Annotated in this window: 15 protein-coding genes; 5 read left to right on the top strand and 10 right to left on the bottom strand. The window is 62.1% G+C overall.

Translation table 11 applies throughout. From position 1 onward, the window contains the following. Window positions 1-57 precede the first annotated feature (57 nt). The 4 genes from rpsA to DY250_RS12315 form a co-directional block, all read right to left on the bottom strand. Window positions 58-1,728, bottom strand: coding sequence for a 30S ribosomal protein S1 (gene rpsA, locus DY250_RS12330; RefSeq protein WP_115612539.1), 1,671 nt, complete (start codon window positions 1,726-1,728; stop codon window positions 58-60). 24 nt (window positions 1,729-1,752) lie between these two features. Next, window positions 1,753-2,427 (bottom strand): (d)CMP kinase, encoded by a 675-nt coding sequence (gene cmk, locus DY250_RS12325; protein WP_115612538.1) that lies wholly within the window; start codon window positions 2,425-2,427, stop codon window positions 1,753-1,755. Beyond that, window positions 2,420-3,739 (bottom strand): 3-phosphoshikimate 1-carboxyvinyltransferase, encoded by a 1,320-nt coding sequence (aroA, locus tag DY250_RS12320; RefSeq protein WP_115612537.1) that lies wholly within the window; start codon window positions 3,737-3,739, stop codon window positions 2,420-2,422. Before aroA ends, cmk begins: the two co-directional genes overlap by 8 nt. A 92-nt stretch (window positions 3,740-3,831) precedes the next feature. Next, complete coding sequence (locus DY250_RS12315; protein ID WP_245951128.1) at window positions 3,832-4,740, bottom strand: cation diffusion facilitator family transporter; 909 nt, start codon at window positions 4,738-4,740, stop codon at window positions 3,832-3,834. 354 nt (window positions 4,741-5,094) lie between these two features. On the opposite strand from DY250_RS12315, the gene DY250_RS12310 reads away from it, so the two are divergent. After that, the gene (locus DY250_RS12310; RefSeq protein ID WP_218565641.1) at window positions 5,095-6,285 is read left to right on the top strand and encodes an NRAMP family divalent metal transporter; all 1,191 of its coding nucleotides are present in this window, start codon (window positions 5,095-5,097) and stop codon (window positions 6,283-6,285) included. A 57-nt stretch (window positions 6,286-6,342) separates the two neighbouring features. Here DY250_RS12310 and DY250_RS12305 read toward each other — a convergent pair whose 3' ends face one another. The 5 genes from DY250_RS12305 to DY250_RS12285 all read right to left on the bottom strand — a co-directional run bounded on the left by DY250_RS12305 (window position 6,343) and on the right by DY250_RS12285 (window position 11,078). After that, complete coding sequence (locus DY250_RS12305; protein WP_115612534.1) at window positions 6,343-7,452, bottom strand: mevalonate kinase family protein; 1,110 nt, start codon at window positions 7,450-7,452, stop codon at window positions 6,343-6,345. Between the two features lie 10 nt (window positions 7,453-7,462). Then, window positions 7,463-7,693, bottom strand: coding sequence for an antitoxin (locus tag DY250_RS12300; protein WP_218565595.1), 231 nt, complete (start codon window positions 7,691-7,693; stop codon window positions 7,463-7,465). Window positions 7,694-7,727: 34 nt separating this feature from the next. Next, window positions 7,728-8,882, bottom strand: coding sequence for a hydroxymethylglutaryl-CoA synthase (locus tag DY250_RS12295; protein ID WP_115612533.1), 1,155 nt, complete (start codon window positions 8,880-8,882; stop codon window positions 7,728-7,730). 127 nt (window positions 8,883-9,009) lie between these two features. Continuing rightward, the gene (fni, locus tag DY250_RS12290) at window positions 9,010-10,035 is read right to left on the bottom strand and encodes a type 2 isopentenyl-diphosphate Delta-isomerase (RefSeq protein ID WP_115612532.1); all 1,026 of its coding nucleotides are present in this window, start codon (window positions 10,033-10,035) and stop codon (window positions 9,010-9,012) included. After that, a complete protein-coding gene (locus tag DY250_RS12285; protein WP_115612531.1) occupies window positions 10,032-11,078 on the bottom strand; it encodes a hydroxymethylglutaryl-CoA reductase in 1,047 nt (348 codons plus the stop codon). Before DY250_RS12285 ends, fni begins: the two co-directional genes overlap by 4 nt. A 72-nt stretch (window positions 11,079-11,150) precedes the next feature. Here DY250_RS12285 and DY250_RS12280 point away from each other — a divergent pair, with 72 nt between their 5' ends. From DY250_RS12280 to sstT, 4 genes are all read left to right on the top strand, one after another. Further along, window positions 11,151-11,339, top strand: a complete 189-nt coding sequence (locus DY250_RS12280; RefSeq protein ID WP_115612530.1) for a hypothetical protein — start codon at window positions 11,151-11,153, stop codon at window positions 11,337-11,339. Between the two features lie 154 nt (window positions 11,340-11,493). Continuing rightward, window positions 11,494-12,351: a hypothetical protein gene (locus tag DY250_RS12275; protein ID WP_115612529.1), complete on the top strand. Its 858-nt coding sequence runs from the start codon at window positions 11,494-11,496 to the stop codon at window positions 12,349-12,351. 30 nt (window positions 12,352-12,381) lie between these two features. Then, complete coding sequence (locus DY250_RS12270; RefSeq protein ID WP_115612528.1) at window positions 12,382-14,223, top strand: ABC transporter ATP-binding protein; 1,842 nt, start codon at window positions 12,382-12,384, stop codon at window positions 14,221-14,223. A 279-nt stretch (window positions 14,224-14,502) separates the two neighbouring features. Next, complete coding sequence (gene sstT / locus DY250_RS12260; RefSeq protein ID WP_115612526.1) at window positions 14,503-15,852, top strand: serine/threonine transporter SstT; 1,350 nt, start codon at window positions 14,503-14,505, stop codon at window positions 15,850-15,852. Window positions 15,853-15,884: 32 nt separating this feature from the next. Here sstT and DY250_RS13810 read toward each other — a convergent pair whose 3' ends face one another. Then, entirely contained in the window at window positions 15,885-16,133 is a 249-nt protein-coding gene (locus tag DY250_RS13810; protein ID WP_147293522.1) for a hypothetical protein, read from the bottom strand. Between the last annotated feature and the right edge of the window lie 12 nt (window positions 16,134-16,145).

Below are 16,145 nucleotides of genomic sequence, written 5' to 3'. Positions count from 1 at the left end.
ATTCAACTATAAAGACGGTTTGCCGCCGCTGACGCGGCGGCAAAGGATTGACGTTTTTTAGTTGTCGTTATTGCCCAGCTCTTTGAAGATGTCGCCGAGCGAGGTGCCGCCGTGGTTTTCTTTACGGGTGTAGTCCTGGATGACGGCTTTTTCGTCCGCCACGTCTTTGGCGCGGATAGACAGGTTGAGGGTTTTGTGTTTGCGGTCAACGCTGATGACTTTCGCCTCGATTTCGTCGCCGACGGAGAGCAGTTTGCTCAGGTCTTCAACGCGTTCGATAGCGGCTTCACTGGCTTTGAGGATGCCGTTGATGTCGTCGCTCAGCTTGATGACGGCCTGACGCTCATCCACTTCGCTCACGGTGCCCTTGACGACGCTGCCACGGCCATTGGCGGAGGCGAAGGCGGCGAAGGTATCCTGGCTGAGCTGCTTGACACCCAGCGAGATGCGCTCGCGTTCGGCATCAATGGCGAGGATGATGGCTTCGACTTCCTGACCTTTCTGGTAATGGCGCACAGCTTCTTCGCCGTTTTCATCCCAGGAGAGGTCGGAGAGGTGGATGAGACCGTCAATGCCGCCTTCCAGGCCGATGAAGACGCCGAAGTCGGTGATGGATTTGATTTGCCCCTTGACGTGGTCGCCCTTGTTGAATTTGCGGTCAAATTCCTGCCACGGGTTCGGTTGGCATTGCTTCATGCCGAGCGAGATGCGGCGGCGTTCCGGGTCGATTTCCAGGATCATGACATCCACTTCCTGACCAACGGCGACAAATTTGCGCGGGTTGACGTTTTTGTTGGTCCAGTCCATTTCGGAGACGTGGACAAGGCCTTCAACGCCGTCTTCGATTTCCACGAAGGCGCCGTAGTCAGCGATGTTGGTGACTTTGCCACGGGTTTGGCTGTTGACCGGGTAACGTTCGGCGATGTCGCCCCACGGGTCGGAGCCGAGCTGTTTCAGGCCGAGGGAGACACGGGCGCGTTCGCGGTCGAATTTGAGGACCTTGACTTCGACTTCGTCGCCGATGTTGACCACTTCGGACGGGTATTTGATGCGTTTCCACGCCATGTCGGTGATGTGCAGCAGGCCGTCCACGCCGCCGATGTCGAGGAAGGCACCGTAATCGGTGAGGTTTTTGACCACTGCCTTGACGACATCACCTTCTTGCAGGTTTTTCAGGACTTCGTCACGCTCGGCCTTGTATTCGTTTTCGAGAACGGCACGGCGGGAGATGACGATGTTGTTGCGTTTTTGATCGAGTTTGATGATTTTGAAGTCGATTTCTTTGCCTTCGCTGAGGGCGGGGTCTTTGACCGGGCGGACATCGACCAGAGAACCGGGCAGGAATGCCTTGACGCCTTCGACATCGACGGTGAAGCCGCCTTTGACGCGGCCGGAGATGATGCCGGTGATGGTTTCGCTGTCGTTGAATTTCTGTTCCAACACTTCCCAGGTGCGGATGCGTTGGGCTTTTTCGTGCGAGATTTTGGTTTCGCCGAAACCGTCTTCCAGCGCTTCCAGGGCGACTTCAACGCTGTCGCCGACGGCGACGGTGAGGTTGCCGTTTTCATCGGTGAACTGACTGGCAGGGATGAAGCCCTCGGATTTGAGTCCGGCGTTCAGGACGACGAAGTCTTTGTTGATTTGTACGACTTCGGCCTTGATGATGGAGCCGGGTTTGAGTTCGGCGGTTTCGATGCTTTTTTCAAAAAGCTCAGCAAATGATTCCATAGAGTTCTCTGGTTGATAAAAGGGTTAGGAAAAAGAAAAACGTGCGGCAATTTCCTTGGAAACTTGCTGGTGCACGTCCTGAATCGACAGTTTGCCCGTGTCGATGATCACCGCGTCCGAAGCTGGTTTGAGCGGGGCTACGCTGCGGGTTTGGTCGCGCTTGTCGCGCTCGGCAAGCTCTGCGTAGATGTCGCGCACATTAACACATTCTCCCTTTGCTAACAACTGCTTATGGCGCCGCTCGGCGCGGATTTCGCTTGACGCAGTCAGGAAAAACTTGAGCGGCGCGGTGGGGAAAACAATCGTGCCCATATCGCGGCCATCGGCAACGAGCGGCGCCTCACCGGCGAAATGGCGCTGATAATCCAGCAGGGCGGTGCGTACTTCCGGATAAGCGGCAATTTTTGAGGCGGCATTGCCGCAGCGCTCGCTGCGCAATTCGTTGCCGACGGGTTCGCCGTTTAACAGCACCGTGCAGCCATCTGCATCCAGGCGGAAATCAATCTGTAAATCTGTGGTGAGTGCGGCAATCTCTGCCGCTGCCGCATCCGCCTTGCCTACCGCCAGCGCGCGCAGTGCCAGCAGGCGGTAAAGCGCGCCGCTATCAAGATAGGCCCAGCCCAGTTCGCGGGCGAGATTCTGGCACAGCGTGCCCTTGCCGACCCCGCTTGGGCCGTCCACGGTGATGACTTTACGCATGGCTTTCCTCAATCTGCATCCCAACCCCTTGTGCCAGCGCGCGGAAGGTCGGGAACGACGTGGCAACGTTGGCGCAATCCAAAATCTCAACCGGTGCGGCGGCGCGCAGGGCGGCGACGGCGAAGCTCATCGCAATGCGGTGATCGCCGTGGCTTGCCACCTGACCGCCTGCAAACGCTGTACCGGCCTTGCCGCGAATGCGCATAGAGTCTTCACCCGCCCCGCAATCCACGCCCAGGGCGTGCAGCCCAGCCGTCATGACCGCGAGACGGTCGCTTTCCTTGACGCGCAATTCGTGCAGCGCGCTGGCCCGCGTCTCGCCCTCGGCGCAGGCGGCGGCGATAAAAATAATCGGGAACTCGTCAATAGCAATCGGCACCAGCGCCTCGTCAATGGTGATGCCGTACAGACGCGAAGCGCGCACACGCAAATCGGCGATCGGTTCGCCGCCCGCTTCACGCGGGTTTACCACGGTGATGTCGCCGCCCATGGCGCGCAGAATCTCGACGACCGCCGCGCGGGTCGGGTTCATGCCGACGTTTTCCAGCAGCAACTCGCCCTCAGGCGCAATCAGCGCCGCGACGAGGAAAAATGCCGCTGACGACACATCGCCCGGCACGACCACATCGCGCGCGGTCAAACGCTGTCCGCCGCGAATCGCCAGCGTCGCGCCATCCTGCTGCACCGCCACGCCGAAACCGCGCAGCATCCGCTCGCTGTGGTCGCGGCTGATGCCGGTTTCCGCGATGAACGTCGTGCCCTCGGCGTACAGCCCCGCGAACAGCAGTGCGGACTTCAACTGCGCGCTGGCGATTGGCAGCGTGTAACGGATGCCGTGTAGCGGTTTGCCGTGAATCGCGAGCGGCGCCGTACCGCGTTCGCTGGTTGCAATCTCCGCGCCCATCAGCGCCAGCGGCTCGGTCACACGGCGCATCGGCCGCTGCATCAGCGACGCATCGCCAATCAGTTCGCTGGCAAACGGCTGCCCGGCCAGCACCCCCGCCATGAGACGCATACTGGTGCCGCTGTTGCCGACATCCAGCGGGGCGGTGGGCGCGCGCAGGCCGTGCAGACCGGCACCATGCACCGTCACCCGGCCCTCGCCGTGATGCTCAATGGCAACGCCCATCGCCTGAAAGGCGCGCATGGTAGCGAGGCAGTCCTCGCCTTCAAGAAAACCGCTGATATGCGTGGTGCCGTCGGCGAGTGCGCCGAGCATGATGGCGCGGTGGGAAATGGATTTGTCGCCAGGCACGCGCACCGTGCCGGACAGCGACGGCGCAGGGTGGCTGCGCCAGATGATGTTTGTCATGTTTTCTCCTCGTTGCAAAGCGGGCATCTTATAGTGGGGTCTGCGTGAAATCCATGCGGCCTGCCTGCGGGAAAAAGTCTTTTTTCAAATGTTTATACCTCAGCACGACCGGGATTTTCGGACGCGGGCGGCGGGCAGGGGTGGCAGCCGTTGCATTCGATGAAGACGCGGCTGAGGCGGGCTTCTGCGGCGGCAAGGCGGGCGCGCAGACGTTCCTTCATCACGCACAAGCTGGCGACGCTCAGGGTTTCGTCCACCCGCAGACACAAATCGACGACGAAGGCGCTGCCCATCTTGCGCACCAGACATTCCTGCACCGCCTGCACCGTTTCTTCCTGCTCTGCCGCTGCGATGATGCGCTGCCGCAGGTCGCCGAAACGGTCTTCATCCATGATGTCGGCCAGCGCCGGGCGGAAGATGCACCAGGCGTTGTAAAAGATGATGGCGGCGGCGACCAGCGCCGCCCAGTCGTCGGCACTTTCCCAGCCTTTGCCCATAACGAGCGACACCGTGATACCGAAAAAGGCGGCCAGCGAAGTCAGCGCATCGCTGCGGTGGTGCCAGGCCTCCGCTTCCAGGGCGCCGCTGCCCGCTTCGTCGCCTTTACGGTGGAAAAAGCGGAACAGCCCCTCTTTCACCACCACCACCGCGAGCAGCACAACGAGGGTAAAGGGTGCGGGCACCTTATGCGGGGTAATGATGTGGACGACGCTTTTGTAGGCAATGATGCCTGCCGAAGCGAGGAGGAAGGCGACGGTGATGAAGGTGGTGAGCGATTCTGCCCGCCCGTGGCCGTAAGGATGGTTGGCATCGGGCGGGCGACCGGCGAGGCGCAGGCCGAAATAGAGCAGCAGTGAAGAAAAGATGTCGGTGGTGGATTCGATAGCGTCCGCAATCAGCGCGTAAGAATTACCGAGAATCCCCGCCGTGCCCTTGATAAGGGCGAGGACGGCGTTGCCGAGCACGCCGAGCAGTACCAGTCTGGCGGCGGGCGCGCTCATTGCCCCGCCCCGCATGTTGCTGTAACCATAAAACCTCCGGAAAAACGCGGCGCAGTATAGTGGAAGCGTGGGGGTGCGGCTTGTTTCCGTCGCCGTATTGGCAAGTAACGGTCTTGTTCTGCGATATAGGGAATATTCCCTATATTTGCCAATTTACAGGGCATTTCCTCTCGATATTGAGGTAAATACGACAATTCCTAGTAATAAACCTGGAAAAATCAGCTGATTCCGCTACAATGCGCGCTTTTTCCACAGGAGGTTGTTTTGACTACCCAGACGCTTTCCCCCGCATTGCAAATTTCTTCCGCTTCCACCTGGCACAGCCGCCTGCGCGCCCTCGGTCCCGGCATTCTCATGGCCTCCGCCGCCATCGGCGGCTCGCACCTGGTCGCCTCTACCCAGGCAGGGGCGCGGTTCGGCTGGCAGCTGGCACTGATTATCGTCCTGACCAATCTCTTCAAGTACCCGTTTTTCCGTTTCAGCGCGCACTACACGCTAGATAGCGGCAAAAGCCTGATCGAAGGCTATGCCGAAAAAAGCCGCGCCTACCTGTGGGTGTTCCTGGTGATGTGCTTCCTTTCTTCCACCATCAGCGCAGCGGCGGTGGCGCTGCTCACAGCAGTGATCGTCAAGACGGCGTTGCCCGGCCTGCCGCTGTCGGTCAATATGTGGTCGGTGCTGCTCATCGCTTCCTGCGTGTTCATCCTTTTCATGGGACGCTACAAGGCGCTTGACACCTTGTCGAAGATCATCGTTGTCAGTCTGAGCATCACGACCGTCATCGCTGCGGGCATTGCCGCCTCGAAAGGGATGCAGATGCAGGCGGATTTCGTCGAACCCTCGCCGTGGACGCTCGCCGCCCTGCCTTTCATCATTGCCCTGATGGGTTGGATGCCGGCGCCGATCGAGATTTCCGCCATCAACTCGCTGTGGCTCACCGCCAAGCAACGCCACAACCCGGCGAACTATCGCGACGGCATGTTTGATTTCAACGTCGGCTTTATCACCAGTGCTGTGCTGGCGCTGTTTTTCCTCGCCCTCGGTGCATTCGTGCAATACGGCAACGGCGAAGCGGTACAGATGGGGGGCGGCAAATACGTCGGACAGCTCATTAATATGTATGCGGTGACGATTGGCGACTGGTCGCGACCACTGGTGGCCTTCATCGCCTTTGCCTGCATGTACGGCACGACGATCACCGTTATCGACGGCTATCCGCGCGCGATTGCCGAAGCGACGCGCTTGGTGCGCGGCAAGCCGTTCTTCCGCACACGAGAACTCTTCGCCTGGATTCTCTGGGTTTCCATCTCTGCCGTGGCGCTGATCCTGTGGTTCCAGGGGGCACTCGGCGAGTTGCTGCGCTTCGCCATGATCACCGCCTTCCTCGCCGCGCCGGTCTTCGCCTGGCTCAATTACGGGCTGGTACGGCAAGATAAAAAACACCGCCTTTCTGCTTCCATGAACGTGCTGGCGCTGGTCGGCCTGGTCTATCTCTTCGGCTTCGCGCTGCTCTTCATCCTCAATGAAACGGGTGTGCTGGCATAAGGGCATGACACCAAAACAAAAAAGCGGGCAGCAAGCCCGCTTTTTTCGTGCTGCCGTTCAGCCCGGAACCGCCGCCAGCGGGGCGGGCGCGGTGACGGTATCGTCATTGGGCAGGATATGCGCGCCGCGCGGGGCGATGTGCAGTGCGTCCCAGGTCAGAGCCGGTTGAGCGGCAAGCAGGGCGGGGATGGCCTGCGGGTCGGGGTGGTAGGCGAGGACGATGCCGCCGCCCGCGCCGCGATGCGCGCCCGCACCGCTGATTTTTGCCGCGCCGCCTGCTGTTTCAATGGCAGCGATGAGTGCGGCGGCAGGCGCAGGAACGGTGCCGATGTGTTGCAGCAGACGGTGGTTTTCGCGCAGGGCGGGACGCGGGTCGGCACCCGTGGCGAGCGCTTCTTGCAGGGTAGTGGTCGTGTCGGCAAAGCACTGCCACAGAGCCGTATCGTTGCCATGCTGCTGGCGCACATGGGCGACGCATTCGCCGGTGCTGACGATGGGGATGCCGGAAAGTATCCAGTACCAGCCGCTGCCAAGGTTGGCGGCAAGCGGTGTCGGTGTGCCGTCGCGCAGGATGTGCAGGCCGCCATAGACGGTGGCGGTGGCGTCAATGGCGCTGCCTTTGCCGTGTTGCAGGCGTTCGCAGAAGCGGACACGCTCGAAGCGCTGCTGGTCGCTCATCGGGCGGCCAAGCAGGTGTTCGTAGAGGACGAGGGTGGCGGCGATGGCGGCGGCGGAGGAGCCCATGCCCGCGCCGAGCGGCAATTCGCTGTGGCTGCTGAGGCGGCCGGGCACAGGCAGGCGGCTGCCCGCGCTGAAACCGGGCAACGGCAGATGGCGCAGCAGGGTGGCGAGGCTGTAGATGACGAGGTCGTCCGGGCGGCGCAGGATGTTTTGCACGGCGCGCTCGCCCCGGTCGTATTGTTCGAAGCGGCGGTCAAGTTCGTCTTTGAGACGATGCAGCGCGGCGGTGCGGTAGTGCTTGCCGGCGGAAATACCGGCGAGGGCGGTGCGGATGGTGCGGCTGCGGTGGATGGGGGCGAAGCCGATGGTGGTGTAGCGCGTGATAGCGCAGACGATGGCAGGCGCGCCATAAACAACGGCATGTTCGCCGCTGAGGATGATTTTGCCGGGGGCGCGGGCGCGGGTAATAGTGTCGTGGGCGTTCATGGGCGTTTCGTTACGTCCAGTGGTGTTGTGGTTTGCGCTGTTGTTTGACGCAATCCTGGAGATATTGGTGTATTAAGGCCTCAGTGGTGGTATGCAACTCTTCCGCCAGGGTCTGGAAGCAGGCGGCACTGTCTGCGTCAAGCGGGATGATAACGGCTTGTTTGAGCTGTGCAGTGTAGGGATTGCGGCGTGTCCGGCTGAAGTCGTATTCGTCGTTCATGGTCATCTGGTTGCTGTTCACATGGGAAACCCCGTTTTATCCCGCTTGGCGGGTTTCAGACGCTTGCCGGACCGTCGTAATAGCGGCGGTGGTTTTTGATGGCAGCGAGGCGGTAGGGGGCAGGGTTATCGTGCGGCATTTCCACATCGCTTGCGCCATCCGGGGCGTGCCAGTAATCAAGGTAGGTGGGGTAGTCGATTTCTCGGCGTGCAGCGAGCAGGGCGCGGTGCGCGTCGCGGCGGCGGTGCGCCTGGTAGTCGGCGCTGATAGTGGCGGCAAGATATTCGCCGGTGCAGCCGGAGCCGTAGCTGAAGAGGCCGACGGTTTTACCGGCGAGGTCGTCGCGGTTGTCGAGCAGCGCGGCGAGGCTGGTGTAGAGCGAAGCGGTGTAGCTGTTGCCGGTATCGCGGCTGTAAGTCAGGCCGGGGGCGAGGGTGGCGTCTTCGGCGCGGGTGTTGTTGATGCGGGCGAGGTGGGCATGCGCCTTGATGCCCATTTTGTTGAAGGGCAGGTGGTAACAGTAGGCGGCGTGGGCATCGTAGGGCAGGCCGCCCTTGGCGCGGTAGTCCTGCCAGGCGTGTTCGAGGGCTTTCAGATAGGCCAGCGTTGAGTATTTGCCATCCACCAGCGGGGTTTTGCGGTAGTTCGGCCGCCAGAAATCCATGATGTCTTCGCTGTACAGGCCGCTTTCCGGGGCGATGACGGCGAGGCGCGGCTCGGCACTGATGAGCATGGCGACGGCGGCAGCGCCCTGGGTCGGCTCGGCAGGGCCGTTCAGATCGTATCGGGCGATGTCGGAGGCGAGGATGAGGACTTTGCGCGTGGGCTGGCGGGCGATAAGGGCGCAGGCGAATTGCAGGGCGGCGGTGGCGCTGTAGCAGGCCTGTTTGAGTTCGACGGTGCGGCTGTTGGCGGGAAGGTTAAGTAGGCGGTGCACGCTGACAGCGGCGGATTTCGCCTGGTCCACGCTGCTTTCGGTGGCGAAAAGGACGGTGTCGATGCTGTCCGTGCCGCAGTCGCGCAGGATGGGGGCGGCGGCATTTGCGGCCATGCTGATGATGTCTTCGTCGTGCGGGGGGATGCTCATCCGCTCCTGGCCGATGCCGAGGCGGTATTTATCCGGGTCAATATGATGCTGGGCGGCGAGGGTGGCGAGCTCAAGGTAGTAGTGCGGGGTGTAAAAGCTGAGTTGGTCGATGCCGATGTTCATATGGGTATGGCTCGCGTGATGTTTTTTTGAGATTTTGGTGGGAAAGCCCGCCGGAGCGCGGCAGCGCGCGGATTATAGCATGGGGGTTTCTTCACATTGTGAAACGGCAGGGCGCAAAGGCGCGTCGTTACGGGCTTAGCAGCAGGGCGTGGTTGTCGCGCAGGGCGGCATTGTCGCGGCAGCCGAGGAGGAAAAGCGCGGTGCGGTATTCGCGTTCGAGGCGGCGGATGGCGGCGATAACGGCGGCAGTGCTTTCTTGCGCAGCGGCGAGGAAGGGCGCGGCGATGCCGCACAGTTCGGCGCCGAGGAGGATGGCTTTGGCCATATCGATGCCGCTTCTGATGCCGCCGCTGGCTATCAGGGTCACGTCAGGGTGGGCAGCACGGTTGAGGCGCAGCGCTTCGACGGTGCTTAGTCCCCAGTCCTGGAAGGTGAGGCCGAGGGTGTCGGCGGGGTCACGACGGCGGTGGTGTTCGATGCGGCTCCAAGAGGTGCCGCCGCGTCCGGCGAGGTCGTAGTAGCGCACGCCGGCCTGTTTGCCGAGGGTGATGTCGGCAGGCGAGAGGCCGCTGCCGACTTCTTTGAGCAGCACGGGCACGGGCGTTTCGCGCACGATGGTGGCGATTTTGGCGGTGAGATCGCGGTAGTCGGTATCGCCTTCGGGTTGCACGGCTTCTTGCAGGGGGTTGAGGTGCAGGTAGAGGCCGTCGGCGGCCAGTGTTTCCACGGCGCGGCGGGCGTGGCTGCTGTCAAAGCCGTAGTTGAGCTGCACGGCGCCGAGGTTGGCGATGAGGACGGCGTCGGGGGCAATGTCGCGCAGGCGGAAGCTGGCTTCTGCCGCCACTTCGCTGAACTGGACGCGCTGCGAGCCGACGGCCATCGCCACGCCGCAGGTTTCGGCGGCAGCGGCAAGGTTGTGGTTGATGCGCTGTATTTCCGGGTCATCGCCGCCGGTCATGGAGGAGATGAGGAGCGGCAGGCGCAGGGTTTTGCCGAGGAAGGTGCAGCGGATGTCGATGTCGGCGAGCGCCAGCTCAGGCAGGGCGCGGTGCGTCAGGCGCAGGGCGGCAAAGCCGCTGCCGCCGCGCTCGATGGCGGGGTCTTGCGCGAGGGCGTCAAGGTGTTCGCGTTTGCGCCGGCCGATGGTGCTCATGCGCGGCGTTCCAGGGCGAGATGGGCGCGCATCAGTTCGCCGGGGTTGGTTTGTGCAGCAAGCAGCGACAGTTCGCCGCAGAGGACGGTAGCGGCGCAAATGGCGGCGAGGCGGCGTGCGTTCTCGCCGGCGGGGCGGTCTTCGCGGCAACCGAGGGCATGCAGGTGCGCTTCGACGGCGTCATTGCCGCCGCCTTTGCCGTTGCCGACGCTGCCGATGATGAGGTTCGGCAGGGTGCAGCTGAAATAGAGGTCGTCGCCGCGTGTTTCGGTGTGGACGATGCCTTGCGAGCCTTCGATGATGTTCGCCGCGTCCTGGCCGGTGGCGAGGTAGAAGGCGAGGAGGATGTTGGCGAAGTGGGCGTTTGCGCTACGGATGCTGCCGGCAAGCGCCCCGCCGATGTGGTTTTTGCGCAGGTTCAGCGCGCAGATTTTTTCCGGTGTGGTGCGCAGCATCCGCTCGCAGAGGCGGCGCGGGATGGTGATTTCGGCGATGATGTTTTTGCCTCGGCCGAGGATGCCGTTCACTGCGCTGGCTTTTTTGTCGGTGCAGTAGTTGGCGGAGATGGAGCCGTAGGCGAGTTCGGGATGGACGGCGAGGATGTGGGAAAGTACGGCATCGGCGGCTTTGGTCACCATGTTGTGTCCGGAGGCGTCGCCAGTTGCGCATTCGAGGCGGAGATAGAGCAGGTTGCCGACGATTTGGTGGTGCAGGTCGAGCAGGCGGGCGAAGCGGCCTGTTCCTGCGACAACGGCGGCGAGTTCGTCACGCGCGGCGAGGATTTGTTGCAGCGCGGTGTAGGCGGTCGCGGCATCGGGCGCTTCGAGCAGGATGCTGCGCGCCATGCGGTCGTCAATCAGGGTGCAGCGCACGCCGCCGCAGTGTTCGGCGACTTTCGCGCCGCGCGCGGTGGAGGGCCAGAGCGGGGTTTCGTAGGTGGCGAGCGGGACGCGGACGGTGTCGTTCACGGCGTTGCCGCGGATGGTAAGCGGTCCGATCCATTGGGTCGGGATGGGGGTGATGTGGGTCTCTCGGCGGGGCATATTTTGCTGGTTTTACAGGAATTTTCGGCGAAGCAGTATAGCATGCGGCCCTTTCCTCTTAAGGAGAGATTCATGCGCCCCGTAAAGCGTCCGCCGATTAACCCGCCTACCCCTTATGCATGGAAATATGGTCCTGTCCGCACCATGGAAACGTATTTCGGCTATCAGATGCTGACCTATATTGGCATTGTCGTGCTTGCCGAGTTTTTATTTTCCCTGCGATTCGCAGGACTATCGCCGCAGGCCCAAAAGCAGAGATAGATGATGAAGACGAGCGCGAAGCATATTTGCAGAAAATGGCGCTGAATGGTTTTGTGCCGTCAGCTGTGCGGCAGCAATATGTGATGGCAGTGATAGTCTGTTTGTTGTTGTGCCAGTTATTGAAGATCTTTCTATTAAGATCAAGGGGATTGGCATGCCTTTCCATCCGTTTTTTCTTTATATGCTCTGCCAGTCCGCCTTGTGTGCGGCAATCGTCTGTATTGGGCAATGGCTGTTTGCTTTTCCCTTGCGGCAGGATGCAGTGCTGAATATCGCGCAACACAGCCCGGTTTTCCTCGCTCTCGCCGCCCTGATGTTTTATGCCGTGCATCAGGTAGATGTTTTGTTGCGCCGTTATCTGGATGGTGCGCGGTTGCCCGTCCGTGAGCAGCGATGGGCTTTTGCACTGGTGGCGGCGTTGTTGCTGTTCGAGACGTTTGTTCTCGGCGCGTGGTTGCAAGACGGGGTATTGGTATGGCAGCCCGCCTGGCTGGGCGGTGTTATTGACGGGTTGCGGGCGCACAGCGGCGTGCTGCATGACGCTGCCATTGCGCCGGGCTGGTTCAATATCGAGATACGCGACACGGTATTCGCCGCGCAGTTTGCCGATGCAGCCGCGTTTCTGGCCGCGCCCGTGGCGGACGGGGTGCTGCTCTTCCTGGGTTTGCAACTGTGTTTTTTCCCGCTGATGGTGCTGGCCGCTTATCCGCTGCTGTCGCGCCTGCTGGATGAAGCGGGCTTCGCTGCCGTCTCGCCGCGCACGCTGTGGGCACACGGACGGCGGCTGCGGGCGGTGATTTATTCACTCTTCGCCGCTCTGTGTCTGCTGATGACGCCGCTGCTGGTGTTCTGCCCGATGGGGTTTTTCGTCGAGGCAGCGGTGGATGCGGCGGCGTGGCGCGAGGCAGCGCTCTGCACGGTGCTGTATTTGCCGCCGTTTGTCTTCGCCTTGCGTTATCTCGGCGGCTGGCGGGACGTGCTGCGCCGAGCCCCTCCAGCCGCCGCGCTATAATCCCCGGCTTTCTTCACCACTGAGGTTTCCATGTTTGCCAAAATCGAGCAACGTACGTCGCCGTTCCCGCCTGACTGGTCGCCGGCGCCGCCGCAGCGGCTGTTTGCCTTTATCCGTTATTACTGTCGTGGTTTTTATGCGCCGCTCGTCATCATCATGCTGGCAGGCATCGGCGTGGCCGTGCTGGAAGTGCTGCTGTTCGGCTTTATCGGCGACATCGTCAACTGGCTCGGCGCGCGCTCGCCCGATACGCTGTTGCAGGAGGAAGGCTGGCGTCTTGCCGGCATGGCACTCGTGGTACTGGTGCTGCTGCCGCTGTGCAATCTCGTCGGCACTGTCGCGCGTAACCAGATGATTATGGGCAATATGCCGATGGCGGTGCGCTGGCGGATGCACAACTATCTGTTGGGGCAGAGTCTCAGTTTTTATCAGGACGAGTTTTCCGGCCGCGTCTCGGCGAAGGTGATGCAGACGGCACTGGCCGTGCGCGCTGTCGCCACCAGCTGCATGGACGTGATGGTGTACGTCGTCGCCTATTTCTTTTCCATCATCGCGCTGATGGCCAGCCAGCACTGGGCGATGCTGCTTCTGATGCTTGCCTGGCTCGCCGCCTACGCCACCATCATCAGCCATTTCCTGCCGCGCCTGAAACGCGTCGCCGAAGAACAGGCGGACGCGCGCTCGACCATGACCGGCCGCGTCACCGATGCCTACACCAACATCGCCACCGTCAAACTCTTCGCGCACACGCGGCGCGAGGCGGACTACGCGCGCGGCGCCATGCGCGAATTTCTCGCCACCGTGTACCGCCAGTTCCGCATGGTCTCGACGCTGGATATCTGCCTCTTCACCCTCAACTACTCGCTCTTCTTCCTGATTGGCGCGGTCGGCATCACCCTGTGGATGCACGGTGCGCTCAGTGTCGGCGCGATTGCCGTCGCGGGCGGCCTCGCCCTGCGCTTAAACGGCATGTCCACCTGGGTGATGTGGGAAATCGGCGGCCTCTCGGAAAACATTGGCACCGTTACTGACGGCATGACGATGATGACCCGCCCCATCGCCGTGCAAGACCGCCCCGGCTGCGAAGAACTCACGGTCACGCGCGGCGAAATCGCCTTTGACCGCGTCAGCTTCGGCTATCATCAGGACGACGTGAAAAAGCCGCACATCCTGCACGACCTCTCGCTCAACATCCGTCCCGGCGAAAAAATCGGTCTGGTCGGGCGCAGCGGCGCGGGCAAATCGACCCTGGTCAACACCCTGTTGCGCTTTTACGACCTGGACGGCGGCGAAATCCGCATTGACGGGCAGAATATCGCTGCTGTCAGCCAGGACAGCCTGCGCCGCCACATCGCCATGGTGACGCAGGACACCTCGCTGCTGCACCGCTCGGTGCGCGACAACATCCTCTACGGTCGCCCGGACGCGAGCGAAGAAGAACTGCAACGCGCCATCGAACAGGCGGAAGCGGGCGACTTCATTGCCGGCCTCTCCGACAGCTACGGCAATACCGGCCTCAACGCGCAAGTCGGCGAACGCGGGGTCAAACTCTCCGGCGGGCAGCGGCAGCGCATCGCCATCGCCCGCGTCCTGCTCAAAGACGCGCCCATCCTGATTCTCGATGAAGCCACCTCGGCGCTGGATAGCGAAGTGGAAGCGGCCATCCAGACCAGCCTGAACCGCCTGATGGCAGGGAAAACGGTGATTGCCATTGCGCACCGCCTCTCCACCATCGCGGCGATGGACCGCCTCGTCATCCTGGACGGTGGCCGCATCGTCGAACAGGGCAGCCACGACCAACTGCTGGCCAGCGGTGGCATCTACGCGCAGCTGTGGGCACGGCAGACGGGCGGCTATCTCGGCGGGGAATGAAACAAACGGCGGGCAACCGCCGTTTGTTTGGTGCTTGCCGGGATGGGGCTTTGGAGGCTGAAGGTTCAGCCGTGAGGCCGTCAAGCGGCATCAATACTGGCCCCATCAAGCGGCGTAAACACTGGATCCGCCAAGCGGTGTAAACACTGGGCCCGTCAGGCGGCAACAAATAGCAGCAAAAAGTAGCGGCACCGCGTTGTTCCGCCACGAAACACCCCGGAGCGCGCGTGAGAAACAGGTAATATATCCGCCCTTTCAACCACCCAAGGAAACTCTATCATGCGCGACCTCCTCCGCTGGCTAGGACGCAGCCTCGTCCGCCAAATCATCATCGCCATGCTGCTCGGCATCATTATTGGCAGCCTGCTCATGCAGACCGGCATCCCGCAACCCGATGGTCCACTGGCTCCGGTCTTATCATCCGTCGTCCCCCTATCATTCAACCACTACCTGACAGATATCCTCTACGGCGCCGCCCTGACCCACGGCACCCTGCTCGTCCCTGCCGCCGAATACTTCCAGATCCTCGGTGACTTCTTCACCAAAGCCCTGCGCGCCGTCGCCCCCGTCCTCGTCTTCGTCCTCATCACCCACGCCATCTCGCGCCACCGCCAGGGACGGGCGCGCGGCCTGAAAAACATCATCGGCCTCTACATCGCCGGCACCTTTGCCGCTGCTGCCGTCGCCGTTTTCACAAGCACAATCTTCCCGACCGAGCTCTACCTCAAAGCTGCCGAAGACACCGCCGGCGCCCCGGAAAACCTCAAGGCCGTACTCACCACCCTGCTCTTCAAAATCACCGACAACCCCATCAACGCCGTCGTACAGGGCAACTACATCGGCATCCTCACCTGGGCCATCCTCGGCGGCGTCGCCATGCGTCATGCCAGCGACACCAGCAAAATCGCCCTTGACGACGCCGCGCGCGTCATCCACTACATCGTCGGCATCGTCATCCGCATCGCACCCTACGGCGTCTTCGGCCTTGTCACCGCCACCGTCGCCACCACCGGCTTCTCCACCTTTGCCACCTATGCCCGCCTTATCGCCGTCCTCCTCGGCAGCATGACCGTGGTTGCGCTTCTCGTGAACCCGCTCCTCGTCTGGATCATGCTGCGCCAAAACCCCTACCCGCTCGTCTGGCGCTGCCTCGTGCAAAGCGGCATCCCCGCCTTCTTCACCCGCAGCTCGGCGGCGAACATCCCGATCAACCTCAACCTCAGCGAACAACTCGGCCTGCGCGAAGAAACCTACAGCATCAGCATCCCGCTCGGCGCGAACATCAACATGGCGGGCGCCGCCATCACCATCGCCGTCCTCTCGCTGGCCGCTGCGCACACCCTGCACCTCCCCGTGCATCCCCTGAACGCACTCATCCTCTGCTTCCTCGCCACACTGGGCGCGGCAGGGGCATCGGGTGTGCCGGGCGGCTCGCTGATGCTCATCCCGATGGCCTGCTCGCTGCTTGGTATTGACGGGCAGACCGCGGCGCAAGTTATCGCCATCGGCGTGCTCATCGGTGTCATCCAGGACAGCGCCGAAACCGCGCTCAACTCCTCCTCGGACGTGATCTTCACCGCCGCCGCCGACCTCGCCGACCGGCGCAAAAACGGTGCGGCTACGTCATGAAAAAAGCCCCCGCCAGGCGGCGGGGGCTTTCCTCAAAAACCGGCCTCCTTCAACGCCCGCTGCAGCCGTGCAAACGCCTGCTCGCGCAAAATACGGAACTGCGCCTCGTCAATCTCGCCGTTGGCGAGCTGACATTCCAGCGAAAACATAATCCGCTCAAAGGCCGCTTCCGCCGCCGCGCGCGCTTCCAGGCGCCCCTGCACACCGCGCGCACGCCGCCAGTCTCGGCCAATCTTCCATACCACAAAAGCGACCAGCGCAAACCACAACAAAAATTTCATACCGACCTCGCA

Source organism: Cardiobacterium valvarum (assembly GCF_900460955.1).
GTDB lineage: Bacteria > Pseudomonadota > Gammaproteobacteria > Cardiobacteriales > Cardiobacteriaceae > Cardiobacterium > Cardiobacterium valvarum.
Note: the sequence above shows the minus strand (reverse complement) of the source record. Positions and strands in the feature narration are given on the sequence as shown.

What these genes read in the sequence shown, in the direction of transcription:
- rpsA (WP_115612539.1), bottom strand. Translation starts at nt 1,728, where the DNA reads ATGGAATCATTTGCTGAGCTTTTTGAAAAAAGCATCGAAACCGCCGAA.
- cmk (WP_115612538.1), bottom strand. Translation starts at nt 2,427, where the DNA reads ATGCGTAAAGTCATCACCGTGGACGGCCCAAGCGGGGTCGGCAAGGGC.
- aroA (WP_115612537.1), bottom strand. Translation starts at nt 3,739, where the DNA reads ATGACAAACATCATCTGGCGCAGCCACCCTGCGCCGTCGCTGTCCGGC.
- DY250_RS12315 (WP_245951128.1), bottom strand. Translation starts at nt 4,740, where the DNA reads ATGAGCGCGCCCGCCGCCAGACTGGTACTGCTCGGCGTGCTCGGCAAC.
- DY250_RS12310 (WP_218565641.1), top strand. Translation starts at nt 5,095, where the DNA reads ATGGCCTCCGCCGCCATCGGCGGCTCGCACCTGGTCGCCTCTACCCAG.
- DY250_RS12305 (WP_115612534.1), bottom strand. Translation starts at nt 7,452, where the DNA reads ATGAACGCCCACGACACTATTACCCGCGCCCGCGCCCCCGGCAAAATC.
- DY250_RS12295 (WP_115612533.1), bottom strand. Translation starts at nt 8,882, where the DNA reads ATGAACATCGGCATCGACCAACTCAGCTTTTACACCCCGCACTACTAC.
- fni (WP_115612532.1), bottom strand. Translation starts at nt 10,035, where the DNA reads ATGAGCACCATCGGCCGGCGCAAACGCGAACACCTTGACGCCCTCGCG.
- DY250_RS12285 (WP_115612531.1), bottom strand. Translation starts at nt 11,078, where the DNA reads ATGCCCCGCCGAGAGACCCACATCACCCCCATCCCGACCCAATGGATC.
- DY250_RS12280 (WP_115612530.1), top strand. Translation starts at nt 11,151, where the DNA reads ATGCGCCCCGTAAAGCGTCCGCCGATTAACCCGCCTACCCCTTATGCA.
- DY250_RS12275 (WP_115612529.1), top strand. Translation starts at nt 11,494, where the DNA reads ATGCCTTTCCATCCGTTTTTTCTTTATATGCTCTGCCAGTCCGCCTTG.
- DY250_RS12270 (WP_115612528.1), top strand. Translation starts at nt 12,382, where the DNA reads ATGTTTGCCAAAATCGAGCAACGTACGTCGCCGTTCCCGCCTGACTGG.
- sstT (WP_115612526.1), top strand. Translation starts at nt 14,503, where the DNA reads ATGCGCGACCTCCTCCGCTGGCTAGGACGCAGCCTCGTCCGCCAAATC.
- DY250_RS13810 (WP_147293522.1), bottom strand. Translation starts at nt 16,133, where the DNA reads ATGAAATTTTTGTTGTGGTTTGCGCTGGTCGCTTTTGTGGTATGGAAG.